Below are 26,787 nucleotides of genomic sequence, written 5' to 3'. Positions count from 1 at the left end.
TACGGTCTCATTAGCAAGCTAACGATCTTCTTGGAGACCTGGCATGATCCTGATCACCGGCGGGCTCGGCTTCATCGGCTCCCACACCGCCCGCGCCCTGCTCGACCTCGGCGAGTCCTGCGTGCTCACCCGGCACCGTACGGCCCGGATCCCCGCCTTCCTCGAAGAGGAGGTCGGCCGGCGGGTCTTCGTCGAACCGCTCGACGTCACCGACCCGGAAGCACTGCTGGAGCTCGGCAGGCGCCACCCCATCACCGGCATCGTGCACCTCGCCGCGGTGTTCTTCCGTGACCACTCCCCTATCGATGAGGTGCAGGCCAACACGCTCGGTCTGCTGAACGTGCTGCGGGCGGCCACCGAATGGGGCGTACCGCGTGTGAGCCTCGCGAGCACGATCGGCGTCTACCTCGGAGTGGACGACACCGCGCTCCGCGAGGACGTGCCGCTGTCGATGACCGCCTCGCACCCGATCCCCGCGGGCAAGAAGAGCGCCGAGCTGCTGGCGGGCACGATCGCCGAGCGGTCGGAGTTCGAGGCGGTCAACCTGCGCATCGGGGCGATCTGGGGGCCGCTCGGCCGCACCGAGTCGCCGTTCTTCCCGGTGCCCCGCCTCGTGCACGCCGCGGTGAGGGGCGAGCCCGCCGACTTCTCCCCGCCGCGCCGGCCCGCGTACGCCGACGACGGCGGCGACTACTGCTACGTCAAGGACTGCGGCCGCGCCATCGCCCTGCTCCAGACCGCGCCGAGCCTGCACCACCGCACGTACAACGTCGGCTCCGGCCACGTGACGAAGAACGCCGAGGTCGTCGAGGCGATCCGTACCGTCATCCCCGACGCGGCGAACGACCTGCCCGCCGGTCGCGGTCCCGATGCCCCCGGCGAGGACCAGTACCTCGACATCACCCGGCTCCACCAGGACACCGGCTTCACGCCCGCGTACGACACCGAGCGCGCCGTCCAGGACTACCTCGCCTGGCTCACCGCGGGCCACGAACGCTGAGGGACGTTATGACCGGCCGGGTGGGGTCGACGTGTGGTCAGGCTCCGCACCGATCGCCGTCATCCAACACGGCGACCTCGACGCATTCCCCGCCCTCTTGACCGCTGAGGGTGCTCTTCCGCCACTCCAGGGAGGAGCTGTTCACGGGCTCATGTGCCTTCCATCAGGGCTCGTATCAGATCCGCCGACGCCTCCGTAGGCAGGGCAGAGGATCTGATCAGGTCGAACATCACTTTAAGTCCCTCGATCGCTTTTCGCTGCTCGATCAGCGGTCCATGGCCGTTAACGGCCTCGGCGTATCCCAGCTCGGGTGCTTCGTCGAAGCTGAAGATCGTGAAACCGCCGGACGGGTAGACGGGTGCGCTCTCCGGCAGGACATGGATCGCGATGTTCGGCCGCTCCGCCAGTTCGAGCAGCCGTGCGTACTGCTCACGCATGATGTCGGCGCCGCCCACGATGCGCCGTAGCGCCGACTCGGTGATGACGAAGACCAGCCACGGTGGATCCTCTCGATCGAGGATCTCCTGCCGCGCCAGCCGGGCGGCGACGAGTTGTTCGAGCTTGCCGTCCTGTTGCCCGGCGCGCAGTACTTCGCGCGTGTACGCCTCGGTCTGGAGTAGCCCTGGAATCAGGAGGGGGTTGAAGAGGCGGATGGAGGCGGCGCGGGCTTCGGCGGCGACGTAGTCGCGGAACCAGCTCGGGGTCTGCTCGCGGCGGACGTGCCACCAGAGCTCTTCGAAGTAGGCGTCGAGGCCGAAGAGCTCGTCGAAGCCCTTGGACATCTCCGGGGTGGTCGGTCGTTTGGCGGTCTCGATGTGACCGATCATCTGGCCGGTCACCCCGACTCGTGCTCCTAATGCGTCTTGGGAGAGATTGGCCTTTTTCCGGTAATACCGGAGGCGATAGCCGTACTGCGCGATCGCCGAGACGCGCGGATCGAGTTCCCGTTCCCGTCCCATCGATTCGACCTCCCGTGCCGATGGTTTGAATCTGTAGCGGCGAAACCGTATCGACGGTAAACGACGCGCGACACGCTGAGAAAGCAATCCCTTCAGCGACCTGCGAGGGGTAGGAGAAATCGTCGACCGCGGAGGAAGTCTCGTGATCGAATCGCGTCTTCCGTATGAAATCTCTCTCAGCCCGAACGCGGCGGCGGCGCCGTGCGCCCGTCTCGTACTCAAAGATCGGTTGCAGGAGTGGGGCCTGACGGAACTTCTGGAGGACGCGGGCACCGTCACGGGTGAGCTCGTCGCCAACGCCGCCAGACTCGGCGAGATCTTCGCCGTCCGGCTGATTCCGGAGGACGGCGCCCTGCTCATCGAGGTGGTGGACTCGTCACCGGAGAAGCCTCGGGTCAGGGACGCGTTCGGGGACTCCGACGCGGAGGGCGGTCGGGGTCTGCTGATCGTCGACGCGCTCGCCGCCGATTGGGGAGCACGCCGGGAGGGCCCGCGGAAGGTCGTATGGGCCCGGGTGACACGATGACGGCCGGTGACATCGAGGCGGAGCTGTACGGCCTCCGGCGCGCCCATCCGGGGTGGCTCATCCTTTTCGGCGCATATACCCACTGCTATGTCGCGCACGGCTACATGTTGGGCAGACCAGGCATCTGGCTGACCTCCGGATCCTCTGCGGAACTAGACCGCAGAATGGCGCTAATGGAGAACACCTACCCGGGCTCGCCGATATCGTCGTGCCGTGACTGACGCCGATGCCTTTCTGGAGATGCTCGCGGAGACTGATCTGCCGCCCCTGATCGGCCACCGGCACCCCGCCGGCGACTTCCGCGGTGGCGTCGTGACTCGCGACCTGGGGCCCTTGCGGCTGGCCGAGCTGGTCAGCCCGGAGGGCGAGTGCTTTCGAGACGCGCGGTCCGCCCGTGACCCGGACAGCGAGCTGTGGCAGATCGAGCTGGTGACGCGGGGGCGGGTGCGTGCCGAGCAGGGCGGCAACACGGCCGTGCTCGAGCCGGGCGATCTCGTCCTGATCGACCCGGTGCGGCCGGTCCGGTTCGCCACCACCGCGACCACGAGTGTGACCATGCTGGTGCCGCGGCGTTTGCTGCGGCTCGCCCCGGACGCCGCCGTCCGGCTGGCCGGGGTGCGCATTCGCGGTGACCGCGGCCCGGGGGCGCTGGTGTCCTCGCTCGCGCGGAGCATGGCGCGGTCACTGGCCGGATTCCGCGCGGACGAGGCGGACAGGTCGGCGGCCGCAGTGATCGAGCTGATCTCGGTGGCGCTGTCGGCTCAGCTGGATGATGCGCGTCCGACCCCCGACGAGGCACTGCGCTCCCGGATCGTCGGCTTCATCGAGGCGAGGCTGTCCGACCGGGATCTCAGCCCGGCGAAGGTGGCCGCGGCGCACCACATGTCCGTGCGCCGCCTGCACAAGCTCTTCGAGGACCAGCCGCTGACGGTGGCCGCCCTGATCCGCCGGCGCCGTCTGGAGCGGTGCCGCGCGGAGTTGGCCGGGACAGACCGCACCGTCGCGTCCGTCGCCGCTCGCTGGGGGTTCGCCGATCCGGCGCACTTCAGTCGGCTGTTCAAGGCCACCTACGGGTACAACCCGGCGGCACTCACGTCCAGCAACCGTGCACGGATGATCAAGGCGCTCCCCGCCCGGCCTGGAGAGGATGGTGGCTAAAAGCACAGAAAGGTGAATTCATGGAACAGTCGGTTGAGGCGATGAGCGCCATCCCGGCTCGGATGATCGAGGGCTGGAACCGCGGTGACGCCAGCGCGTTCCTGGCCGATTTCGCGGACGACGCCGAACTCGTGGACTTCGAGGGAACTGTTCACAAGGGACGCGAAGAGATGATCGCGTTCCATCAGCCGGTCTTCGACACGGTCATGAAGGGGTCCCGATTCGCTCACGGCGAAGTGGTGTTCGCCCGGATCATCCGGCCGGGTTGGGGCGTGGTTCACCACCGCATGGTCATGGCGATGCCGGGCGAGGAGGAGCCGCCTCCGAACCGGATCTTCATGCAACTGCTCGTCGTGGTGTGGCAGAACGACCGTTGGGAGGTCGCCGCGCTGCAGAACTCTCGCTTGATCTCGCTGGACACCGCGATGGCCCTGGAATCCCTGGCCGGCGCCGAGTAACCGATCGGCCGCACACCCTCGCCCCAGCGCCGCATTCTCCGGCGTGTCCCCTGACGCGGGAAAAGTCCCGCCTCAGGGGACGGCCTCGAAAACGGAGCCCCCACCCGCGACCTCGGCCACAGCCCCTCCGCCCGCCGTACGACGGTTCAGAACGATTCGCTTCGTCAAGGAGTGCGATCCGCAGGAAGGTACCGTCTAGGCATGACCCGCGAGGACGAGACAGCAGGCACTTCGCTGCCCACCCCAGGGACTAGGAGCGCGATGCTCAGCGACCTGTTGTGGGAGGTGTCGGCGTATGTCGAGCTCCTGGGCGAAGCCGCGCTCGCGGATCTGCCGATCAGCACGGCGTCGAGCGGGATGCTCATGACCGTCTACGCCGAACCCGGCATCACCGTCGCCGAGATGTCCCGCCGCATGCCGAGGACCCAGCAGGCCATCAGCCAGATCATCGCCCGGCTCGAGAAAATGGGGTTGATCGAACGCCGCCCGAAAGCGGGCCGAGGTGTCGGTCTGCACCTCACGGGCGAGGGCCGGAGTATGGCCGAACAGGCCTTCGAGCGCGAACGCTCGGCCGACGAAAGGCTGCTCGGGATTCTTGGCAAGAAGAACCACGATGGCCTGCGCGAACTGCTCCTCGAAAGCCGCGACCTGCTCCGCCCCGAACGGTAGCCGTCCGCTGGGCCCCGGAAGCCCGACGGTGACCATCTCGATGGCTTCGACGGGCCGCGCGAGCTTCCGCCGCCCGATCTGCGCCACCGCGCGACAAGGCACATTCTAACAACATCTTGTGAAAACAAGGTCTTGTGTTACGCTGACCGTCATGGCCGCTCCGGAGAACCAGCCACGGAAGCCTTGACACCGGTCGCGGCCTGCGCAGCACACCTTCGCTTATGACGTGAACGAGCGAGGGCACCTCATCGCCGACAGCAATGTCGCCGATCCATGCCCAGGGAACGCAGGCAGCGGAGCAGGAGTGTCGCGATGGTCCACGAATCGCTCGTCAACGTCATCAGCCTTAATGGTCGTCGCGCCGTGGTGACCGGGGCAGGGTCCGGCATCGGGCGGGCGGCCGCCGTCATCCTCGCGAAGGCCGGCGCTTCAGTCCTTGCTCTCGACATCGACCGAGAAGGCCTCTCGGCGACGAAGGGCGTCGCTTCTCAGGTGTCGGACGTGGAGCTCGACGTCGCGACAGTCGACGTTTCAGACCTTGCGGCGATCGAGAGCGTCCTGAGCGACGAGAGCCTCGACATAGTCGTCAACTCGGCCGGAATCATGGCGCCGGATTCGCTCGCGACGACGAGCGGTCAGGATTGGGATCGTGTGCTGGCGGTGAACTTGACAGGGTACTTCAACGTGCTCAAGTCCGCCGTTCCTCACATGAATCGTCCTGGCAGCATTATTCAGATCTCCTCGATGATGGGGCATATCGGCCTGGCATTCCCGGCCTACACGGCCGCAAAAGGGGCGATCCTCTCCCTTTCCCGGCAACTCGCGGGAGAACTCGGCCCGGACGGGATCCGGGTCAACTCGGTGAGTCCCGGAATGATCCTGACGGGAATGACGCAGGATGATCTTTCCGACGGCGATCAGCGTCATCGCATCGCCGACCGTACCCCGCTGCGCACGGTGGGCGCACCGGACGACATCGCCAACGCGGTCCTCTACCTCGCGAGCGACCTGTCCGCGTTCGTGACGGGCACCGACATCCTGATCGACGGCGGACTGATCTCCACCCTCGATCTGTGAATCACTAGCCATACGCCGAACAGCCCCGGCGCTCAAGGCCGCGACAGGCACCCTTGCGGGCAGATACTCGTACACGTATATTCGTAGACGAGTAACCGGATCGGGAGGCGTCGTGGTCAAGAAGCGGAAGGTCGGCAACCTGTTGGCCCTCGCCGTGCTGGCCACGGTGTACACCCGGCCCATGCACCGGTACGAGATGGCCTCCGTGATGCGTGCCCGTGGCAAGGACCAGGACATGGACATCAAGTGGGGGTCGCTCTACACCGTCGTGCAGAACATGGAGAAGCACGGCTTCCTCGAGGCCATCGAGACGAACCGGGAGGGCGCTCGCCCGGAGCGCACGATCTACGCGATCACCGAGGCGGGCAAACGTGAGCTGGTCGACTGGACCCGCGAGCTGATCTCGGCCCCTCGGCACGAACACCCGAGTTTCGCGGCCGGGCTCTCGGTGCTCGCCACGCTGCCCCCGCAGGAGGCGATCGCCCTGTTCCAGGAGCGACTCGGGCACCTGGACGAGTCGATCAGGACGCAGCGGGCGGCACTCGCGGAGGTCGCCGACGAGGGGGTCCCCCGGCTGTTCCTCGTCGAGAACGAGTACGGCCTGGCGATGCTCGAGGCGGAGGCCGCCTGGGTCCGCGCGCTGCTCGACGAGTTGACGTCCGGTACGTTCCCGGGCCTCGCCGGATGGCAGGTCTGGCATGAGACCGGCGCGATGCCGGAGGAGATGGCGGAGCTCGCCGAGAGGGGGACGACCCCGGACTGAAGCCGGTTCCCAAGACGGCCCCGGCGGCGGTGCGCCAACACCGCCGCCGGGACCTACCTCGAACCGATGCCCGCGCACGCGAACTCGGCCACAAGGCGGCAACCGAAGGATATCCGGGTTCTCCACGCGGGGGCGGTTCGCGCCCACCCACGAATCAGCACGTCGGCGGGCTGCGCCGACCCATCCTCACGGGAGAGAACCCATGTCCAAGGTACGTACCGCGCTGGTCATCGGCGGCGGGATCGCCGGTCCCGTCGCGGCCACCGCACTGCTCAAGGCGGGCATCGAGGCGACCGTTCACGAGGCGTACCCCGCCGAGTCGGACGGCATCGGTGGCGCCCTCGGCCTCGCGCCCAACGGCCTCGCGGCGCTCGGCGTCATCGGGGCGGACGAGGCCGTCCGCGCCATCGCCATCCCGATGCGGCGGATGGTCATGTCGTTCGGCGGAAAACCCCAGGTGCTGCCCGGCCTGCCGGACGTGACGCCGCTGCACATGGTCGAGCGCGGCGACCTGCACCGGGTCCTGCGGGAACGGGCGGTCGCGGCCGGCGTACGGTTCGCGTACGGCAAGCGCCTGGTGGCCGCCGACGACGGCCCGGACGGCGTCACCGCGCGGTTCGCCGACGGCACCAGCGCCCACGCCGACGTACTGATCGGCGCCGACGGCATCCGCTCGACCGTCCGTTCCCTGATCGATCCGGATGCGCCCGGCCCCGATTACACCGGCCTGCTCGGCCTGGGCGGCCTCGCCGACGTCGATCTCGACGTCGAGCCCGGCACGACGACGTTCGCCTACGGTAAGCGCGCCTACTACCTGTACTGGCCGCAGCCCGGCGGCGGGACCGCGTGGGGCGCCAACCTGCCCTCGCGCACGTACCTGACGCTCACCCAGGCGCGAGAGATCCCCGCCGAGGAGTGGCTGCGCAGGCTGCGGGAGACGTACGCGGACGACGTCCCCGGCGGTGAGCTGGCCCGACGCACGACTCCGGAGAAACTGCAGATCGTCGGAGGTCTCCACATCATGCCGCCGGTGCCGCACTGGCACCGCGGGCGCATGGTGCTGGTCGGCGACGCCGTGCACGCCCCGTCCAACAGCACCGGGCAGGGCGCCTCACTGGCCATCGAGAGCGCGGTCGAGCTGGCGCGCTGCCTGCGCGATCTGCCCGACCCGTCCTCCGCGTTCGCCGCGTACGAGCGTCTGCGCCGTACCCGGGTGGAGAAGATCGCGGCGCGCGGCGCCAAGGTCAACCACACGAAGGCTCCGGGCCCGGTGGCGCGCAGGATCATTCCGGTGCTGATGCCGCTCGCGTTCAAGGTCATGAACGTGGAGAAGTCCCTCTCCTGGGAGCAACGCCACACGATCGACTGGGACTCGCCGGTGACGCCCGCAGTCCTGACCACGTCCGCGGCCTGAACAGACCGATCGAGGCACGCCCGGCCGGCACCGCGGGTCCCGGCCGGGCGCGGCCGGTAGCCGCTCTACCGCTCCGGCCGTGACGGCAGGCCCCCGCCGGTGACCCGCTCGGTGTAGCTGGAGCGGGGCTCGGGCCAGCCCTGTGGAGGGGGTGCCTGCCGGGCCAGGCCGATCAGCGTGGCGCGGACCACGCGCTCCACCTGCTCGTCCACGGCCTCAGGGGTGGCGAAGCGCACCAGTCCGTCGACGAGCAGGGCGGCGAGGCCGTGCACGGCCGCCCAGACCACGAAGTCGGCTCCGGGCCTGGCCTCCGCCGGCAGCCCGCCGGATTCGACCAGGCGGTCGAGCTCAGCGGCGAGGACGCGGTGGGGGTGGGGGGCCGCCGGGTCACCGCCTCCCGCGTTGTACGCCAGCCAGTGCCGGGCCACGGCGGGATCTTCCAGGGCCCAGCGCACGTACCCGCGGCCGTAGGCGACCAGGCCCTCCACGCCGTCGCCGCGCGCACGCTCGACCGCGTCGGCCAGGCTTTCGCCGAGCCGGGCGAGGACGCGCTGCGCCAGGGCCCGTACGAGCGCGTCGCGCGAGGCGAAGTGGTGGTAGGCCGCGCTCGGGCTGACGCCGACGCGGGCACTGGCCTCCCGCAGCGACCAGCCGTCGACGCCTCGCTCTCGGATCAGGGACTCGGCGGTGTCGAGGAGGGCGGTGCGGAGCTCACCGTGGTGGTACGGGCGGTCGGCCATGCCCCAATCTTAACGATGTTCAGATAGATGTGTTACGTTCGCAGTACGAACTGAACACTGCTCAGATTGGAGCCTTCCGATGAGCGTTCCCGACTCCCCCTCGGCGGCCGCAGGTCAGGCGCCGCCCGACATCAGCTCCGCGCCGGCGCCGATCGTGCGGGGCGAGCCCGTCCAGGTCGCCGACGGCGTCTTCGTGATCCCGGACGGGCGCGTCCCGATCGTGCCGAACGTGGGCATCGTCGTCGGCGAGCGCGCCGCTCTCGTCATCGACACCGGCGTCGGCCCCCGCAACGGCGCGTACGTGCTCGACCAGGCCAGGCGGCTGGCGGGCGACCGGCGGCTGTACCTGACCGTCACGCACTTCCATCCCGAGCACGGGTTCGGCGCGCAGGCGTTCCAGGGCGCGGCCACGATCATTTACAACCGGGTGCAGCACGAGGAGCTCCGGCGCAAGGGCGCCGCCTACCTGGACATGTTCAAAGGGCTGGGCGAGCGCGTCGCCGCGGAACTCGCGGACGTCGAGTTCGTGGACCCCGACGTCACCTACGAGGGCGAGGCGCGGATCGACCTCGGCGGGCGCACCGCAGTGCTGCGCGAGTGGGGCCCGGCGCACACCGTGGGCGATCAGACGGTGCTCGTCGACGACGCCGTCCTCTTCGGCGGGGACCTGATCGAGACGCGGATGTTCCCCATCGCGCCCTACATGCCGCCGTACGACGTCGACGTGGACTGCGGCCGCTGGATCGAGGTCCTCGACACGTTGGCGGCCATCGGTCCGCGGACGGTGGTGCCCGGGCACGGCGAGGTCACCGACCTCGGGCTCATCCACGATGTGCGCGACTACCTCGCCCACGTCCGCGAGCGCGTCGCCGAGCTCAGGAGCGCCGGCGTGCCCGTCGAGGAGACCGTGGCCCGGCTCGACCGGGAGGCCCGCGCCCGCTGGAGCACCTGGGCGAACCCCGAGTGGATCGGCTTCACCGTCCGCGCGTTCTTCGCGGCCGCCTGACCAAGGCGGCGATCAGGCGGGCGACGATGAGCACGCACAGGAGCTGCGGCAGGGTCTCGGCGAACAGACGCGCCGACGTGGTCTGTGCCGCCTCCAGGCGCAGGCCGGCGATGAGGGACACCGTCGCGGCGAGCATCATCGCCGCCGGGAGCCAGGCGGCGCCCAGCCGCGTACGCGCCGGGGCGACGGCGAATCCGACCGCCGCGGCCGCCGTCAGGGCCGCCGGGACGAGGCCGCCGGTCCAGTAGCCGATGCCCGCCGCCGCGCCGGCCGTCAGGACCAGCACCGTGACCGCGCGGAATCTCCCCCGCGCGGCCTCCGGCCGCGGCTCCGGGTCGGCGGGGCGGTGGCGGGACGGCCAGAGGGCCGCGATCACCAGGATGACCAGGAAGTTCAGGCCGATGAGGACGGCGGCCTGGTACGTGCGGTCGGGGGTGTAGGACAGGCGGACGGTGCCGACGGTGCCCGCCGGGAGGGCCCACGCCTGGCGCCAGCCGTCGATGCGTACGGGCCGCAGCGTCCGGCCGCCGATCGTCGCCCGCCAGCCGGCGTTGTCGTTCTCGTCGACCACCAGGTACGACGCGCGCTGCGCCGAGACCTCGACCTCCCGGTGTTCGGAGGTCCACCGCGTCACGGTCACGGGCGACGGCTCGTCGTCCCCGGTCGCCGTCGCGCCGGGCGGGGCCAGCGCGGCGGAGTCGACGCGGAAGGCGTCGGAGGGCGCCGAGCCGAGCCGGTCCTCCCCCGCCGGAACCGTGACCGTATGGCACGCCTGGAAGCGGAACGCCCGTCCCTGCAGGAGGTCCGCGTACGTACCGGTGGCCTTGGTCGGCACGTCCACGCCGTTCAGCCGCAGGCGGGGGCCGAAGCCGCACGGCAGCGGGACGCGGGCGCCGGGCGGCGTGCGGAACGGCTCGACGCCCGGCACGGTCACGTCGGTGATCTGCGGCAGGCCGGAGAACCGCAGCGTCAGCCGGCTCGTGCGCATCGGCTTGAACGAGACGCGGCCCTTGTCGTCGAGCGGCGCCTCGCGCCACTGGCCGTCGTCTCCCTCCACGCGGAGCTGGGTGAGGAACGCCGCGCCGGCCGGGCGCTTCACGGTGATCTGCCCGACCTTGACCGTGCGGCCCCAGGACAGCGACAGCCACGGCGCGCGGTCCCCCGTCGCGGGCACCCAGGTCGTCGCGGGGTCGGCGTCGAACGCCGACCGGGGCAGCGTCGCGGGCTCCCCGGTCAGGGTCGAGCTCGCGGTGACCTTCAGACGGGGGTCGGTGCTCGTGTAGCGCTGGATCAGGTCCGGGCCGGTGAGGGCGGCCGTGCCGGTCAGCTTGGCGGTGCCCGTGCGGGCGGCGGTGAAGACGCGATCGAAGGCGTACGGCTCCTCGCCCCGGCGTTCGAAGTACGGGGAGCAGACCCAGCGGACCGAGCCCTGCATGCAGGCCGGCGTCGCGTCCGAGGTGCGGGACATGACGACCGTCGCGCCGGCCGGGACGGCCGGCAGGCGGTACTCGCGGCCCGCGCGCACGCCGTCGACGTGCAGTTCGGAGACGGCGACGCGGGCGGCGGCGGGGACGGCGGGCCGGGCGGTGAGCGACCGGATCCGGATCCGCAGCCAGCGGGTCTGCCCGGCGGGGACGCGCAGGGGCTGGGCGGCGGAGGTACGGGCGACGCGCTGGACGACCCGGCCGGTCTCGGTCTCGACGGCGATCTCACCGGGCGGCGGTCCGAGGCCATCGTCCTGCGCGAACGCCGCCGTGACGTTCCGGGGCGTCAGCGGGTGGTCGAAGTCGACGCGCAGCCACTGGCCGACGGGGCCGCTCCAGCCGCCGCTCTCCCACCGCGTGCGCGGGTCGCCGTCCACGGCGGCGTACGGGAGCGCGCCGGGCTGGTCGAGTTCGGCCGGCGAGGTGATGTCCGACGCGGAGGAGGAGGCCGTGACCCCCTTGATTCCGGTGTAGGCGGCGACGGTGGAGTAGCGGTCCCAGCCGGGTTCGAGGATGTCCCGCCGGGTCGCGGGCACGCCGCGCCTCTCGGCCGCGGTGAGCGTGGGCGAGGTGTGGCCGCGCAGCTCCCCGAAGTCGCGTTCGACCTTGCGCGGGGTGTCGGCGACGACGGGGCGGCCGGCCGCCTTGGGGTCGTCGCCGCCGAGCAGGACGGGCCGGTCGTCGAGCAGTCCGTCGTCGGCCATCGTGAGCAGGGCCTCCGGCGAGCCGTACAGCCGCAGGGCCCGGTCGGCGTCGAGCAGGCCGACGGCGTCGTCCGCGCCCGCCACCTCGTAGATCTCGACGGGCGCGTACGGCTGGTCCGGGGAGCCCACGGCGTCGTCGGGCAGCGTTGATCCGGCCGGTACGCCGCCGAACCAGGCGACCCGCCGGATGCCGGGCGAGGAGTCCAGGGCCTGGTGCACCCGGGCGGGCCAGGCGCCGCGCAGGTCGTCGCGGCGCAGGTCGTTGCGGACGAGGAGGTACCGGACGCCCATCCGGCCCAGCACCTCGGTCAGCCCCGCGGAGCCCCGGCCTGTGGTGATCCGCTGGTCGATGGCGTCGAGCAGCCGGGTGAAGCCGGCCGAACCGGCGGGGACGAGCTGGCGTTCGCCCCAGCGGACGTTGAGCAGCGGCTGGGCGATGTCGTCCATCGGCCGGCCCCACAGGTACTCGCCGAAGCGCGCGCCGGGGACGGCCAGGACGCCCTGGTCTCCGGCGCGCCCGTTGAGCCAGGCGGCGGCCTCGCGCCAGTACTGCGGGACCTTCGCGAAATCGCCGTCGGCGGACAGGCCGGTGCTCAGCGCGGACAGCATCACCCCGGCCAGGGCGGCCGCCGCTCCGGCCGCGGTCCACCTCCGCCTCGGGAACGGCGCCGACAGCAGGTGCGCCAGGCCGAGGGCCAGCGGCAGCCGGACCAGGCCGTCGAACTTGTAGAGGTTGCGCAGCGGGGCGAGCGGCCCGTCGATCAGGTCCCGTACGGCGGGCGCGAGCGGGCCCGCGTGCCCGGCGACCATGACGACGAGGCCGGTCAGCAGGGCGAGGACGAGGAAGGTCCGCTCGGGGAGCCGGGCGCGTACGAGACCGGCCAGGCCGAGGGCGGCGACGAGGCCGGTGCACAGGACGGGGAGCGTCGCGGTCGCGAGGAGATGGCCGAGCGGCCACCAGGGCCGGCCGTCGACGACGAGGAAGTCGTGCCAGCGCTCCGCCCCCCGCAGGACGTTGGCCGGGCCGGTCGTCGCGGTCGTGGTGACGGCCTTCTCGGTGTAGAGCAGCCACGAGTAGGCGTACCGGCCGAGCAGGAGCAGCGGCACGGACCACCAGGCGGTGGCGCAGCCGACCGCGACCGCCCACCAGGCGAGCAGGCGCGTGCGGAACAGGCGGGGCCGTCCCCGTGGGCTCCGGGTCAGCACGTACAGGACGGGGACGACGAGGACGGCGAGGACGGCCGTGGCGTTGATGCCGCCGCAGCAGGCGACGGCGAGGCCCGACCGGGCCGCCGCGCGGACCCGGCCGCCGCCGTGCGCGGCGGTGACCAGGGGCAGCACCATCCAGGGCAGCATCGCCAGGGGCAGGTACTCCGAGGAGTTCGTGCCGAGGGACGCCAGGCCGTGCGGGCCCAGCGCGAACGCGAGGGCGCCGAGCAGCCGCGTGGCCGGCGTGCCGATCCCGAGGCGGCCGGCGAGTCGGCGGGCGCCGAGGAACGCGGCGCACAGCAGCGTCGCCAGCCACAGCCGCTGGACGATCCACGGCGGCATGCCGGCCAGGTGCCCGAGCGCGTAGAACGGGCCCATCGGGAACAGGTAGCCCGACACCTGGTTCTGCAACTGGCCGAACTGCTCGATGTCCCACAGGTGCAGCGCCCGGCCGAGGAAGCCGAGCGGGTTCACCGCCATGTCGATCTTGGTGTCGGCGACGATCCGGCCCGGCCGGGTCGCCGTCGCGAGGAGCGTCAGCAGGGCACAGCACAGGAACGTCCGCAGGCGGTCCCGCAGCCGCTCGTCGAGGCGGTACGGCTCGGTGTCGGGGGACGGTTCGACGCGGGTCAGCGCGGCCATGCGAACGACTGATCTCCCAGGCCGTGCGCCGTCCCGCGCCGTACGGCGGCGTCGAGCAGCGCCGCCATGCGCTCGGCGCTGCGCGCCCACGTGAACTCGGCCGCCCGTGCCCGGCAGGCGGCGGCCGTCTCGCGGCGCCGCTCCGGCACGGTCAGCTCCTTCAGCTCCCGCTCGACGACGTCGGCGAGGTCCTCGCCGTCGCGCACGAGACGGCCGGTCACGCCGTCGACCACGGCGTCGCGCAGCCCGTCGACGTCGTACGCGACGGTCGGCACGCCGAGCGCCGCCGCCTCCATGACGCTGAGGCCCCAGCCCTCGCCGCGGGAGGCGCTGAGGTGCAGGCGGGCGCGGGCGACGAGCGCGTTCTTGTCCTCCTCCGGCAGGTAACCGTGCAGGACGACCAGATCGGAGAGGCCGCGCGCGGCGATCCGGGCCCGCAGCCGGGCCTCTTCGGGCCCGCGCCCGATGACGTGGATCCGGACGCGGAGGCGTTCGGCGACGTCGAGGATCCGGTCGACGCGCTTGTGCGGGACGAGCCTGCTCACGCACACCAGCTCCGGCTCGCCGTTCGCGGGCTCCGGGATCGTCCCCGGCGGCGTGACGCCGTTCGGGACGATGTGGATGGGGCCGGTCCAGGCGAGGCGTTCCCGCATGGCGGTCACCGTCGACGCGGACACCGCGACGCAGGCATGCCGCCGGTACGTCCACCGGGCCACCGGCCCTTCGAGGAACCTACCGACCCGCGCCAGCCACGCCGGGAAGTAGACGCCGAACTGCTCGTCGTGCACGTGGTGGACGACGCACAGCACCGGCACGCGGCGCGGCAGCACCCACGGGGTGAAGAAGGGGATGCCGTTCTGGCAGTCGAGCACGGCGTCGAACGCCCGCCGGTGCCACAGCATCCAGGCCAGCACCCGCGGATAGACGCCGAACCGGCCGCCCAGGCGCACGACCTCGACGTCATCGACGCGCTCGCGCCGGACCTGTCCGGGCGCCCGCCCCGTGACGAAGCACACCCGCGTCCCGCGCGCGGTGAACCACCGCGCCATCTCCCAGGCGTAGCGCTCCGCCCCGCCGGCCTCCGGGTGCCAGGGGTCGCGCCAGTTCACGATCGCGAGCGTACGCAGTTCGCGCCCGGCGGTCATCTGCGCCCCCGCTCAGGTCCGCTCATCCCGCTCCGAGCTCGTCGGCGACGGCGCGGGGGCGCCGTGCCGCCGTGAGGTGCCGGGCGTCGGCGTGGATGCGGGCCAGGTCACGCAGGCAGCCGGCCGCGTGCCGCCGCACGGAGAACGTCGATCCCGGGACGTCGCGCCACACCACGGGGATCTCCACGGGCTCGGCGCCCCGGCGCCGGCAGTGCAGCAGCAGCTCCACGTCGAAGGAGAAGCCGGGCGTGCGCAGGTCGGCGGCGGCGGCCCGGGCCAGCGGGCCGGTGAAGAACTTGAACCCGCACTGGGTGTCGGCGACGCCTCCGGTGAGGTCGCGGACGAGGCGGTTGAAGGCGAGGGCGCCGACGCGGCGCAGGGGGTGCCCGTACACCTCGACGGTCGAGCCGGGGTGCCGCCGCGAGCCGATGACGACCTGGTGTCCCGCCCGCAGGAGGGCCAGCGCCCGGTCGAGGGCGGCCAGGCCGGTGGCCATGTCCGCGTCGCAGAACCCGACGTACGGGGCGGTGGTGGCCAGCAGCCCGGCCCGGACCGCCGCGCCCTTGCCGGGCACCGGGCAGTGGAGGAGCCGCACGGGCACCGGCCCGGACCAGGTGGCGGCGATCAGCGCGGTGGCGTCAGTGCTGGCGTTGTCCACCACGACGATCGAAGCGCACATCGGCAGTCCGGCCAGCTTCGCGGACAGCCGTTCCAGGCCGTACGGGAGCCGCCCCGCCTCGTTGCGCGCGGGGATGACGACGTCCAGCGCGGGGGCGGGCGGGCACTCCGGGTGCACGGTTCACCGGGTGCCGTAGTTGTACAGCGGCTTGACGACCGGGTCCTGCTGGGAGGTCGTGATGACGCGCACGACGCCGAACGAGGTGAGGAGGGCCAGCACGATTCCGGCCAGCATGGCGACGGCGATCCGCATCATGGCTCCTTCGACGACAGTGCGAAGAGGCTACCGACCGGTAGCCTGATTGACCAGACAAGTGCCGCAAAAGTAGTGAACCACGCTATTGCAATAGGCCATTGCGAAATCGGCGTCTCTCTGCTCCGGGTGGCACCGGGGATGCGATAGAGGACGAGGTCCGGTCCTGCGACGACGCGCTCCGCGCCGGGCAGGCGTCCCGCCCAGGCCGCGAACTCCTCCGGCGCGTCCACGGCGACGTACCGGACGCCGCGGGCGCGCAACGCGCCGGTGAGCGGCGCGCCGGAGCGGACGAGAGGGTCGAGCGCCCGTGCTCTCGGGTCCTCCACCGCCATCCGGAGGTCCCGGCGCCCGCCCGTCCCGACCCGTACGGCGTCGTTCAGGATCACCCGCCCGGGCAGGAGACGGGGCAGCGGATCGAGGACCCGGCGCCCGCCGTTCCAGGCGTAGGTCCGGTACGCCTCCCACGGCAGGACCAGCACGTCACCGGGCTCGGCCGTCACGACGGCACGCGCCCGCGACCAGTCCGCCGGATAACGCACCGCCGCGAGCCGGCCGCCCGCGCCCCACGCCAGGCCGGGCAGCAGCGCCACCGGGACCAGGAGGGCCAGGGCCGCGAGCTCCGGGCGCCTTCCCGCGACGCGGTCGACGACCAGGCCGGCCCCGACCGCGACGACGACGGCGAGCGGCGCGACGTACTGCTGGCCGTCCCGCAGCACCGCGAACCCCGGCCACAGCCCGATCGCCCACCGCAACAGGCCGGGCATGACCGCCCCGAGGGAGGCGAGGACCAGACCGGCGAGCGCGGCGACGCCCAGCCCCCCGGTCCCGGCCGCCCGCCCCCGGCACGCGTACGCGACCAGGGCGAGCAGGACCACGCACAACCAGGGCACGGCGGTGACGGCGGCGCCGTACCCGGGCGGCACGGTCTCGGCGTTCCAGCCGCCGCCGAGCAGCAGCAGGCTGCCGAGCGCGCCGAACGGCGTGTCCGCGCGGGCGGCGAACGCCGCCACCCCGGCCGGGTCCGCCGGGACCCCGGAGAACCGGGCGACGGACGGCACGAGCCACGGCAGGCTCATCACGAGCAGCGCCCCGAGCGACCACGGCAGGCGTTTTACCCCCGACCGACCGACCCCGACCGACCTCCCGGCGGGGCGCGGGCGGTGCAGGCCGATCACGAGGACGACGAGCCCGGACACGGCCATCGCGGCGAACCCGCCGATCGCCGCCGGCACCAGCGCGAGGACCAGCCGCCGGGGCTCCCCGCGCGCGGCGGCCCGCACGACCCAGGGCAGCGCGGCGTACCCGAGGAGCAGCGCCCACTGGCCGAGCAGCAGCCGTTCGGCGACGAAGGGGTTCCAGGCGTAGACGACGCCTCCGGCCAGCCGGGCCGTGAGCCGCTCGGAGGGGACGAGCGCGGCGGCGGACGCGCAGGCGATCACGAGGATCGCCAGCAGGATCGTCTTCTGCACGAGATCCGCGGGCGCGACCTGGGCCAGCGTCGTCACCACCGCGTCGCTCGGCACGTGCCGGGGCAGCATCCCGGCCAGCCCGAACGTCTCCCGGTCGAACACCGGATGCGGCACGAACACCATGTCGTACGCGAGCGTGAACCCCGGGGCCAGCGCGGGGCCGAGCGCGAGCAGCCCCAGGACCAGCCCCGTCCCGGCGGCGACGACGGAGCCGCGGGTCACGCGCTATCGCCCTGGTTCGGGGTCCCGGGGCAGCCCGAGGAGGCGTTCGGCGATCACGTTGAGGTTGACCTCGGTGGTGCCCCCGCCGATGGTCATCGCGCGGGAGGCCAGCAGCAGCCTGGTCCACTCCGCGCGCGGGCCCGCGCCGGGCGGGCCGATCAGCGCGCCCTCGGCGTCCAGCAGCCCGAAGCCGTACTCGGTGACCCGCTGGCCGTGCTCCATGCCGACGAGCTTGCTGACGTTCGCGGTGGCGCCGGCGTCCACGCCGGACAGCCGCTTGAGCGTGGCGCGCAGGCCGAGCAGCGCGAACACGTGCGCGTCGGCGACCAGCCCGCCCACCCCGTCGCGGACGACCGGGTCGCCGGTGAGACCGAGGTCGCGGACCAGGTCCAGCAGCCGGGGCACGTCCGCGCCGAGCTGCCAGCCGGTCGACAGGTTCACGCGTTCGGCGGTGAGCGTGACCCGCGCCACCTTCCAGCCCGCGTTCACCGGGCCGACCACGAGGGAGTCGGGCACGAAGACCTCGTCGAGGAACACCTCGTTGAAGACCTCCGCGCCGGTGAGATCCCTCAGCGGCCGCACCTCGACGCCGGGTGCGGCCATGTCGACCAGGAAGTAGGTGATGCCCTCGCGCTTGGGCGCGTCCGGGTCGGTGCGGGCGAGGCAGATCCCCCACCGGGCGTGCTGGGCGAGCGAGGTCCAGATCTTCTGCCCGGAGATGAGCCACCCGCTCTGTGTCCCACCCCCGTGGCTTCGCCCCGCCACCCCCCGTGTCTCACCCCCGTGGCTTCGCCCCGCCACCCCCTCCGTCCTCTCGGCGCGGGTGCGCAGGCCGGCCAGGTCCGAGCCCGCGCCCGGCTCGCTGAACAGCTGGCACCACACGATCTCGCCGCGCAGCGTCGCGGGCAGGAAGCGCTCCTGCTGCTCCGGCGTGCCGTACGCGGCCAGCGACGGCGCGACCCACGCGCCGATGCCGAGCCAGGGGCCCTCGATCGCGGCGGCCCGCAGCTCCCGGTGAATGACGACCTGTTCGAGGGGTGAGGCGTCCCGGCCCCACGGCCGGGGCAGGTGCGGCTGCACCCAGCCGGCGGCGGCCAGCTCCCTGATCCGCTCGCGACCGTCGAGCGCGGCCAGCTCGGCGACGCGCTCCCGGATCTCCCGCCGCAGCGGCTCGGCCTCGGGCGGCAGGTCCAGGTCGCGCTCCCGCGTCTCCCCGGCGAGGGCGAGCCCGGCGACGGACGCCCGGTGGTCCGCCGCGCGGCCCAGCACCGCCCGCAGCGTCAGCGCGCGCCGGTAGTACAGGTGGGCGTCGTGTTCGAAGGTGTACCCGATGCCGCCGTGCACCTGGATGCAGTCCTGCGCGCAGCGCACGGCCGCGTCGGGGGCGACGACGGCCGCGACGCCGGTGGCGTACGGGACCTGGTCCCCGGCGGTGACGGCCTGGGCGGCGTCCCAGATGGCGGCGCGGGCCCTCTCCAGCTCGATCAGCATCCGGGCGCACCGGTGCTTGACGCCCTGGAACTGCCCGATCGGCCGCCCGAACTGCTCGCGGGTCCGCGCGTACGACGCCGCCGTCTCGACCGCCCACGCGGCCACCCCGCACGCCTCGGCCCCGAGGATGACCGCCGCGAGGGCCCGTACGTCGCGCGCGGTGAGCCCGGTCAGCACGCGGCCGGCCGGCACGACCGCGTCGTGTGACGCGACGCGCGCCGCCCCGCGTACCGCGTCCAGGGCGTCCGGCGCCTCCGTGTCGAACTCCCGGCGGCGCAGGACGACCCACGTCTCGCCGTCGTCGAGGGTCACCGGCGCAACGAGGACGTCGGCCGCCGGGCCGCCGAGGACCGGCTCCGCACCGCCGCCCACGACCAGGCCGTCGTCCGTCCGCCGCCCGGTCAGCCCGGCGGCGAGGCACACCGCACCGGTCAGGGAGCCCTCGGCGAGGCCGGGCAGCAGCTCCCGATGGGCCGCAGGCGCGTCGGCGGCGGCGATGACCGCGCTGGCCAGCACGGTCGGGACGTACGGCCACGGGACCAGCGCCCGGCCCATCTCCTCGACGGCCACCGCGAGCTCCAGGACCGAGAAGCCCTGCCCGCCGTGCTCCTCCGGCACGTGCAGCCCGAGCAGCCCCTGTCCGGCGAGCTCCGTCCAGTACGCGGCCCCGGCCTGCTTTCCGCCCCCGTGGCTTCGCCCCACCGCCCCCGCCGCCTCGTCCGCGACGGCGTCCCGGACCACCGCCCGGGGCGCGTGTCGCTCGGCGAAGCGGCGCACGCTCGCGGCCAGCTCCTCGTGCTCCTCGGTCAGCCCGATTCCCATCGGACGCTCCCCGTACCGCTACTTGCCCGGCTCCGGGTCGCGCGGCAGGCCGAGCATGCGTTCGGCGATGACGTTGAGCTGCACCTCGGTGGTGCCGCCGTAGATGGTCATCGAGCGGCTGAACAGCATGTACCGGGCCCAGATACCGGTCGCCTGGCCGGGCTCCTCCTCGACCGCCACGGCGCCCTGCGACTCCCAGATGAAGTCCGCGACCTCCTGGTTGAACTGCACGCCGAGCAGCTTGCGGACGCTCGCCTCGGCGCCCGGCTCGTGCCCGGAGATCTGCTTGAGGGTGAGGCGCAGGCCGAGCAGGTCGATGGCCTGGCCCTCGCAGAGCAGCCGGCCGAGCTCGATCAGGGTGGGCGGGGTGATGAGGTCCTTGCCCTGGAAGGAGTTCAGGAGCTCCCGCGTGCCGGCGCCGAGGCCCTGCCCGCTGGACAGCTGCACGCGCTCGTTGCTGAGGGTGTTGCGGGCGACCTTCCAGCCCTGGCCGACCTCGCCGACGACCTGGTCGTCGGGCACGAACACGCCGTCGAGGAACACCTCGTTGAACATCGCGTCGCCGGTCAGCTCGCGCAGCGGCCGCACGTCGACGCCCTCGGCCTTCATGTCGACCAGGAAGTAGGTGATGCCGTCGTGCTTGCGCGGCTCGACGGAGGTGCGGGCGACGCAGATCGCCCACTTGGCGTGCTGGGCCAGGGACGTCCAGATCTTCTGGCCGGTGAGCCGCCAGCCGCCCTCGACCCGCTCGGCCCGCATCTGCAGCGAGGCCAGGTCGGAGCCCGCGCCGGGCTCGCTGAACAGCTGGCACCACACGATCTCGCCGCGCAGCGTCGGCGCGAGCCACCGCTCCTGCTGCTCCGGCGTGCCGTACGTGACCAGCGAGGGCACGACCCACGCGCCGATGCCGAGCTGCGGTCCCTTCACCTTGGCGGCGCGCAGCTCCTGGAGGATCAGCACCTGCTCCACCGGGGAGGCGGCCTTGCCCCACGGCTCGGGCAGGTGCGGGAACACCCAGCCCTCGTCGCCCATCTTCGCGTTGCGTGCCCCGTCGTCGGTGATCGCGGCGAGCTCCTCGACCTCCGCGCGGATGCGGTTGCGCAGCGGCTCGGTGTCCTCGTCCAGCTCGACCTCGACGGCGCGGCGTACGCCGTCGAGCGCCTGCCGCGCCACCTGGCCGGCCCACTCCTTGCCGGGGCCGAGCAGGACGCGCAGCGTCGAGGCGCGGCGGAGGTACAGGTGGGCCTCGTGCTCCCAGGTGAAGCCGATGCCGCCGAGCACCTGGATGCAGTCGCGGGCGCAGCGCAGCGCCGCGTCCGGCGCGATGACGGCGGCGACGCCCGCCGCGAAGCCGGCCTCCTCGGCGGGGTCGTCGGCGGCGCGGGCGGCGTCCCAGACGGCGGCGCGGGCCTTCTCCAGGTCGATCAGCATCCGGGCGCACTTGTGCTTGACGCCCTGGAACTGCCCGATCGGGCGGCCGAACTGCTCGCGGACCTTGGCGTACTCCGCGGCGGTGGTCACGCACCAGTCGGCGAGACCGGCGGCCTCGGCGCCGAGCAGCAGCGCGGCCAGGTCGCGGACCTCCCGGCCGGTGAGGCCGGTCAGGACGCGGTCGGCCGGAACGGCGACGTCCTCCGCGGACACCCGGGCGACGCGGCGGGTCCGGTCCAGGCTCTTGACGGGTGTGACGGTGAGCCCGGCGGCGTCGAGGGCCACCCACTCCTCGGCGTCGTCGACCGCGACCGGCAGCACGATGACGTCGGCGAGCCCCGCGCCCAGGACCGGCTCGGCGGTGCCGCTGATCGTCAGGCCGTCGTCCGTACGGCGGCCGGTGAGGCCGCTCGTGAGGGACAGGGCGCCGATCAGGGAGCCGTCGGCGAGGCCCGGCAGCAGCTCGGAGTGCGCCTTGCCCGCCTGCCCGGCGCGCAACAGCGCGGCGCTGGCCAGCACGGTCGGCAGGAACGGGCCGGGGACGACGGCGCGGCCGAGGGCCTCCAGGGCGACCGCGAGCTCCAGCAGCCCGGCGCCCTGCCCGCCGTGCTCCTCGGGCACGTGCAGGCCGAGCAGGCCCTGCTCGGCGAGGCCGGCCCAGAAGGACGGACGGCCCTCCTCCTCGGCGTCGAGCGTCGCGCGTACGACGCCGACGGACGCGTACCGCTCCGCCCAGCCGCGCACCGCGTCGGCGAGCGCCTCGTGCTCCTCGGTCAGCCCGATCGCCATGTCCCCACCTCATCCCGCAACGTCCCGTTGCGGCCTACCTTAGATGGCCGCGGACGCCGATTGGAATGGGATTCGGTATGTGACACGGCTCTCGGGGACCGAGGACCGGATCAGGACACCTTGATCGAGTGCATGACGTAGTCGACGTCGGGCCAGAGCTTCTTGGCGGTGTTCGGCACCGACATCAGCACCACGCCGGGGGCCTTCTTGCCCGTGTCGACCACCGCGACCGTGAAGATCTCCCCGGTCGTCTTCACCTTCGACTGGTGGTAGGTCAGGTAGTAGCCGACCAGCCATCCCTTGTGACCGCCGACGGTCAGCGACTGCGAGGCCAGCACCCGCTTCTTGTGCGCGTAGCCGTACATCCGCTTCTCGTAGTAGTCGGCGACCTGGGTCGCGGCGGCGCGCTCGCTGCCCGGCCCGGTGTAGGCGTCCTTGTTCGCACCGCCCAGCTGCGCGCTCAGCAGCCGGCCCCAGCGCTTGGGCTCGGTCACCGCGTACTGCCCGGCGCTGAAGCCGAGCTCGGCCATGGCGCCCTTCTGGGTCTGCATCTGCCAGGGCTTGCCGAGCTTCGGGTACGACAGGCCGGCGTGCGCGTCGGCGATGCGCCCCACCGGCTTGGTGTGGGCGCCCTTGAACTGCGTGAGGGGCTTCTCCGGCTGGGAGTCCGCCGGCTGACCCGTCTTCGGCTTGGACTTCGCCTTCGCCGGGGAGGTCTTCGCGTGACCCGACCCGGCCTCGGCGTGCTTGTCCGAACCGCCGTGCGAACTCAGGAAGTAGGCGCCGCCCGCCGCGAGCAGGCCGACGACGAGCACGCCCAGCCCGGCCAGCAGCGGCCGCTTCGACCGGCCCTCGTCCTCGAAGCCGTCGCTCGGCGGAGCCGTCAGTCCCCCGTGGCCGTCGCCGCCCTCCTGCTCGCGCATCCACTCCGGCAGCCGCAGGTTGCCGCTGCTCGGCTTGCCGGGCTGCACCGGGCCGGTCGGGCCGAGCGGCTTATTCCACAGCGCCGGGTCGTCGTCGTGGGAGAAGAAGTCGTTCTCGGCGGCCTGGTCCTCGGCCGGCACCGGCCCGCCCGCGGGAGGCATGCCTCCCGGCGCACCGGCGAACGCCCCCGGACCGCCGTACGGCTGCGGCGGCACCGCCCCGCCGTAAGGCCCGGTCGGGCCCGGATCGCCGTACGGCCCGGACGGGGCCGCGTCGCCATAAGGCTGCGGCCGGTCCGCGTCACCGTACGGGCGGGGCGGAGCCGCGTCGCCGTACGCCTGGGGACCACCCTGCGCCTCCGGACCGGCGACGCCGTCCACCGGACCGAGCAGGGACTCGAAGGAGTAGGGCTCGGACGCCGGCCCCGGGCTCACGGCCGGCGCATCGGATCCGGTGTCGGCCTCCCGCGCCGGGTGGGCGGCCCCGTAACCGAACGACGGGTCCGCCACCTCGTACCCGTAGGCCGCGTCCCGCGCGTCGTACGGCGCGACGTTGGGGGCCTCGGACTCGAAGGACTGCGTCGAGCCGGTGAACTCGGGCTCGGCCGCGCCGGAGAACGTCTCCGCCGTCCCACGGCCGAACGACGGGGTGTCCTCCTCCGGGACCGGCACGGACGGGAACGCCGTGGTCCGCTCGGACGAGATCTCCGGCTCGGCCGGCGGCTCGGTGCCGAACGACCCCGCGGCCGGGAACGAACCGCTCGTCTCGGCGGACGACCCGTGCGTCGACGCGGACGACCCGGCTCCGTACTCACCGGCCGCGCCGTTGCCGTACTCGGCCGCCGAACCGTTGCCGTACTCGCCGGCCGCACGGTTGCCGTACCCACCGGAGGGGCCGGCCCCGTATTCACCGGCCGCGCCGTTGCCGTACTCGGCGGGTGCGCCGAAGCCGTCGTAACCGGCGGGCGCGCCGGGCCCGGCGGAGCCGCCGGCGGAACCGGCTCCCGGATCGGCGGGCTCGAACGGGGCGCGCTCCCGGCGCATCGCCTTCGGGGCCTGCTCCGGCGCCGAGACGGCGGGGAACCCGCCCGTCGGCGCGTCGTCGTCACTGGACCAGGAACCGGACCGGCCGTTCGCAGGCGGGCCACCCGACGCCGCGGAGTCCTGTCCGCTGACTTCGGGAAGCGGGCCTGTCGGCTCATCCGGTTCGGAGTACGGGCCGCTGTGGCTGTTCGCCGGACGCCACTGCCCGGCGCTCCCCTGATCAGACATGCCGCACAGGTTACGTGAAGATCAACATTTCTCGCTTCGGACACTAATTACGCTCAGGCCACAGCTTGTTAGCCGCGGCATGGCGGCGGCGTGACGTCCGTCTCAGGCCGGAGTGCCGGCAATAGCGCCCTGATCTGGCGGAATCCCCGGTCCCACAAGCCTTTCGCGCGCCAGCAGCGTACCGCCGGCGACAGCACCGGGCATCGCCAACACGGAACCGAGCGGAATGAGGAAGGTCACGAATACGGAAACTCCAAAACCCAGAGACAGCCCCCGATGGCGGCGCAGGAGGGCGAACCGCTCGCGCCGCCGTACGCCGCGCCGCTCCAGTGCGATCGACGTCAGCTCGAACGTCAGGAAGTAGCCCGACACGAACGCGGCGATGACCGGGACGACCGTCTGGCCGACGGCCGGAAGAAGGCCCAGGACGAAGAACAGCACGGCGAACAGCGTGGTCACCGCCCCGACGACGATCCCGTCGGCGATCGCCCGCGTGAGTTGCCGCAGGAGCGGGACCCGGACCTCCGGCGGATGGCCGCCCTCGCTCTCCTCCACCCTCCCGGACAGGCTCTCGTAGAAGGGATCGCCGACGATCAGGGTCACCGCGGTGAACGTGACGATCGCGATCATGACCGCGGCCCCGAACAGGAGGACGGCGATCAGCCCGCGCGTGGCATCCCGGGCGCCCTTCGACCAGTGATCGGCGAACGGGCTCATCGCCTTCGCCAGGTCCCAGTCGTAATTGGCCAGGAACACGAGGGCGACAACGTAGACCGCGAGGACGATCAGAGCCGGAATCAGGCCGAACAGCCACTGCCGCGGCCGCCGCGCGACCCATGCCATGCCCCGCAGGAAATACCGGACGCCAATGATCGAATCTCGCACGCGCCCACATTAGAGCTCGAACAGGGTCTGAGGCTCTGATCTCCCGGCACGGGCCCGGTGGAACCGCTCGCGGCCCTCGTCGAGACCGATCACGGGATCCGGGTAGTCCAGGCGCCGGCGGACCTCCGCGGGCAGTAGCCACGGGCGGTGAACGGCGGCCCCCTCGACCCCCGCGAGCTCCGGTACCCACCGGCGCACGTAGTCACCGCGCCCGTCGAACCGCCGGGCCTGTACGAGCGGGTCGATCACCTGGTTGGGCCGGGTGCTGGCGCCCGTTCCGGCCACCCACTGCCAGTTCAGCTGGTTGTTCGCGATGTCCCCGTCGACCAGGAGGTCGAGGAAGTGCCGTGCCCCCACCCGCCAGTCGACATAGAGGATCTTGGTCAGGAAGCTCGCGGTGACCAGCCGTCCGCGATTGTGCATCCAGCCTTCCCGCGCCATCTGCCGCATCGCGGCGTCGACGAGGGGATATCCGGTACGTCCCTCCCGCCAGGCCGCGACGAGCGCCTCGTCGGCCCGCCAGCGGTCGTTCCGGGGCCGGTAGTCCTCGCGCGCCGCCTCCGGCCGATCCGCGAGCAGCTGCCGGTTGAAATCCCGCCAGGCCAGCTGCCGCACGAACGCCTCGGCGCCGGGGCCGCCCACCGCGGTGGCAAGGCGCGTCAGCTCGACGGCGGACAGGCATCCGAAGTGGAGGTACGGCGACAGCCGGGACGTGGCGTCCCCGGCGAGATCGTCGTGGCGGTCGGCGTACCGCGTGATCGGCCCGCCCAGCCAGGCGGCCGCACGCCGCCGCCCCTCGTCCTCGCCGCCTCGCGGCAGTACGGGCGACGGATCGCCGTCGGCGAGCTCCGCGCCCGACGGCAGGCGCTCGGACCGTACGGCCGGGACCGGCACCGTGCCCGGAGCGGCCAGCGGCTCCCGTACGGGGACGTCGCCCCACTTCCGGTAGTAGGGGGTGAAGACCGCGAAGTGCCCGCGGGACCCCGGAGTGAGCGCGCCCGGCGGAACCACGAAGGTCACGGAGTCATGCACGCACAGCCGCCGGCGGGAGTCCTCCAGCATCCGTCTCAGCCGCGCCTCGCGCCGCTGCGCGAACGCGCTGACGTCCCGCGCCAGGTGCACCTCACCGGCCCCGGTCTCCTCGGCGATCCGGGCGACCTCGTCGACGACGTCCCCACGGCGCACGACGAGACGACCACCCCGGCCACGCAGCGCGCCGTCCAGATCCGCGAGACAGTCGGCCAGAAAGGCCGCCCGATTAGGTACGGCGAAGCCGGCCTCCCGCACCCCGTCGTCGACGACGAACAGCGGCACCACCTGATCCGCCGCCCTCAGCGCCGCGCGCAACACCGGATTGTCGTGAACCCGCAGGTCACCCGTGAACAGACAGATCGCAACCGACATCACCCAAGGCCATGCCCACCCCCACGGACCGAACACCCCCGACCCGCAGCGACCAGCCAACGACCACCGTCAGGGGGGCGTAGGAGGCGAAGCCCCCACAGAGGGGGGCGTAGGGCGCAGCCCCCATCGGAAGCAATGACAGCCAACGACCACCGTCAGCGGGGGTGTTGGGGGCGAAGCCCCCACAGGGG

Annotated in this window: 22 protein-coding genes; 9 read left to right on the top strand and 13 right to left on the bottom strand. The window is 72.6% G+C overall.

What is annotated here, in order from left to right; genetic code table 11:
- The first annotated feature begins 43 nt into the window (after positions 1-43).
- Entirely contained in the window at positions 44-1,000 is a 957-nt protein-coding gene (locus NDW01_RS36185; RefSeq protein ID WP_252828865.1) for an NAD-dependent epimerase/dehydratase family protein, read from the top strand.
- A gap of 37 nt (positions 1,001-1,037) precedes the next feature.
- Here NDW01_RS36185 and NDW01_RS44560 read toward each other — a convergent pair whose 3' ends face one another.
- Entirely contained in the window at positions 1,038-1,145 is a 108-nt protein-coding gene (locus NDW01_RS44560; RefSeq protein WP_406567795.1) for a DUF397 domain-containing protein, read from the bottom strand.
- A 4-nt stretch (positions 1,146-1,149) separates the two neighbouring features.
- Positions 1,150-1,959 (bottom strand): helix-turn-helix domain-containing protein, encoded by an 810-nt coding sequence (locus NDW01_RS36180; protein WP_252828864.1) that lies wholly within the window; start codon positions 1,957-1,959, stop codon positions 1,150-1,152.
- 142 nt (positions 1,960-2,101) lie between these two features.
- On the opposite strand from NDW01_RS36180, the gene NDW01_RS36175 reads away from it, so the two are divergent.
- The 7 genes from NDW01_RS36175 (at position 2,102) to NDW01_RS36145 (ending at position 8,024) form a co-directional block, all read left to right on the top strand.
- Positions 2,102-2,485, top strand: a complete 384-nt coding sequence (locus tag NDW01_RS36175; RefSeq protein WP_252828863.1) for an ATP-binding protein — start codon at positions 2,102-2,104, stop codon at positions 2,483-2,485.
- Between the two features lie 213 nt (positions 2,486-2,698).
- The gene (locus NDW01_RS36170) at positions 2,699-3,643 is read left to right on the top strand and encodes an AraC-like ligand-binding domain-containing protein (protein WP_252828862.1); all 945 of its coding nucleotides are present in this window, start codon (positions 2,699-2,701) and stop codon (positions 3,641-3,643) included.
- Between the two features lie 20 nt (positions 3,644-3,663).
- The gene (locus NDW01_RS36165) at positions 3,664-4,101 is read left to right on the top strand and encodes an SgcJ/EcaC family oxidoreductase (protein WP_252828861.1); all 438 of its coding nucleotides are present in this window, start codon (positions 3,664-3,666) and stop codon (positions 4,099-4,101) included.
- Between the two features lie 201 nt (positions 4,102-4,302).
- Positions 4,303-4,770, top strand: coding sequence for a MarR family winged helix-turn-helix transcriptional regulator (locus NDW01_RS36160; protein WP_252828860.1), 468 nt, complete (start codon positions 4,303-4,305; stop codon positions 4,768-4,770).
- 312 nt (positions 4,771-5,082) lie between these two features.
- Positions 5,083-5,847 (top strand): SDR family NAD(P)-dependent oxidoreductase, encoded by a 765-nt coding sequence (locus NDW01_RS36155; protein WP_252828859.1) that lies wholly within the window; start codon positions 5,083-5,085, stop codon positions 5,845-5,847.
- Between the two features lie 112 nt (positions 5,848-5,959).
- Positions 5,960-6,610: a PadR family transcriptional regulator gene (locus tag NDW01_RS36150; protein ID WP_252828858.1), complete on the top strand. Its 651-nt coding sequence runs from the start codon at positions 5,960-5,962 to the stop codon at positions 6,608-6,610.
- Positions 6,611-6,812: 202 nt separating this feature from the next.
- Positions 6,813-8,024 (top strand): FAD-dependent oxidoreductase, encoded by a 1,212-nt coding sequence (locus tag NDW01_RS36145; protein ID WP_252828857.1) that lies wholly within the window; start codon positions 6,813-6,815, stop codon positions 8,022-8,024.
- A gap of 65 nt (positions 8,025-8,089) precedes the next feature.
- Here NDW01_RS36145 and NDW01_RS36140 read toward each other — a convergent pair whose 3' ends face one another.
- On the bottom strand, positions 8,090-8,764 hold the full coding sequence (locus tag NDW01_RS36140; RefSeq protein ID WP_252828856.1) for a TetR/AcrR family transcriptional regulator: 675 nt from the start codon (positions 8,762-8,764) through the stop codon (positions 8,090-8,092).
- A gap of 79 nt (positions 8,765-8,843) precedes the next feature.
- On the opposite strand from NDW01_RS36140, the gene NDW01_RS36135 reads away from it, so the two are divergent.
- On the top strand, positions 8,844-9,770 hold the full coding sequence (locus NDW01_RS36135) for an MBL fold metallo-hydrolase (RefSeq protein ID WP_252828855.1): 927 nt from the start codon (positions 8,844-8,846) through the stop codon (positions 9,768-9,770).
- On the opposite strand, the gene NDW01_RS36130 is transcribed toward NDW01_RS36135, so the two are convergent.
- The 10 genes from NDW01_RS36130 to NDW01_RS36090 all read right to left on the bottom strand — a co-directional run bounded on the left by NDW01_RS36130 (position 9,739) and on the right by NDW01_RS36090 (position 26,596).
- Positions 9,739-13,809 carry an alpha-(1->3)-arabinofuranosyltransferase domain-containing protein gene (locus NDW01_RS36130; RefSeq protein ID WP_252828854.1) on the bottom strand — a complete coding sequence of 1,357 codons (4,071 nt, stop codon included), beginning with the start codon at positions 13,807-13,809 and terminating at the stop codon, positions 9,739-9,741. The two genes, NDW01_RS36135 and NDW01_RS36130, sit on opposite strands and share 32 nt — an antisense overlap.
- On the bottom strand, positions 13,797-14,954 hold the full coding sequence (locus tag NDW01_RS36125) for a glycosyltransferase family 4 protein (RefSeq protein WP_252828853.1): 1,158 nt from the start codon (positions 14,952-14,954) through the stop codon (positions 13,797-13,799). Before NDW01_RS36125 ends, NDW01_RS36130 begins: the two co-directional genes overlap by 13 nt.
- 22 nt (positions 14,955-14,976) lie before the next feature.
- Positions 14,977-15,750, bottom strand: coding sequence for a glycosyltransferase (locus NDW01_RS36120; RefSeq protein ID WP_252828852.1), 774 nt, complete (start codon positions 15,748-15,750; stop codon positions 14,977-14,979).
- A 3-nt stretch (positions 15,751-15,753) separates the two neighbouring features.
- On the bottom strand, positions 15,754-15,885 hold the full coding sequence (locus NDW01_RS43300; RefSeq protein WP_256513956.1) for a hypothetical protein: 132 nt from the start codon (positions 15,883-15,885) through the stop codon (positions 15,754-15,756).
- Entirely contained in the window at positions 15,885-17,579 is a 1,695-nt protein-coding gene (locus tag NDW01_RS36115) for a hypothetical protein (RefSeq protein WP_252828851.1), read from the bottom strand. The genes NDW01_RS43300 and NDW01_RS36115 overlap by 1 nt, the downstream gene beginning before the upstream one ends.
- A gap of 3 nt (positions 17,580-17,582) precedes the next feature.
- Positions 17,583-19,892: an acyl-CoA dehydrogenase gene (locus NDW01_RS36110; protein ID WP_252828850.1), complete on the bottom strand. Its 2,310-nt coding sequence runs from the start codon at positions 19,890-19,892 to the stop codon at positions 17,583-17,585.
- A gap of 18 nt (positions 19,893-19,910) precedes the next feature.
- Positions 19,911-22,112 carry an acyl-CoA dehydrogenase gene (locus tag NDW01_RS36105; protein WP_252828849.1) on the bottom strand — a complete coding sequence of 734 codons (2,202 nt, stop codon included), beginning with the start codon at positions 22,110-22,112 and terminating at the stop codon, positions 19,911-19,913.
- 110 nt (positions 22,113-22,222) lie between these two features.
- Positions 22,223-24,307 (bottom strand): hypothetical protein, encoded by a 2,085-nt coding sequence (locus NDW01_RS36100; RefSeq protein WP_252828848.1) that lies wholly within the window; start codon positions 24,305-24,307, stop codon positions 22,223-22,225.
- A 102-nt stretch (positions 24,308-24,409) separates the two neighbouring features.
- Positions 24,410-25,192 (bottom strand): EI24 domain-containing protein, encoded by a 783-nt coding sequence (locus NDW01_RS36095; protein WP_308211855.1) that lies wholly within the window; start codon positions 25,190-25,192, stop codon positions 24,410-24,412.
- A 9-nt stretch (positions 25,193-25,201) separates the two neighbouring features.
- Positions 25,202-26,596, bottom strand: a complete 1,395-nt coding sequence (locus NDW01_RS36090; protein ID WP_252828846.1) for a cryptochrome/photolyase family protein — start codon at positions 26,594-26,596, stop codon at positions 25,202-25,204.
- Positions 26,597-26,787: the final 191 nt, after the last annotated feature.

The sequence above is a fragment of the Actinoallomurus soli genome, assembly GCF_024055715.1.
GTDB lineage: Bacteria > Actinomycetota > Actinomycetes > Streptosporangiales > Streptosporangiaceae > Actinoallomurus > Actinoallomurus soli.
This window is presented reverse-complemented; position numbering and strand designations above follow the sequence as displayed.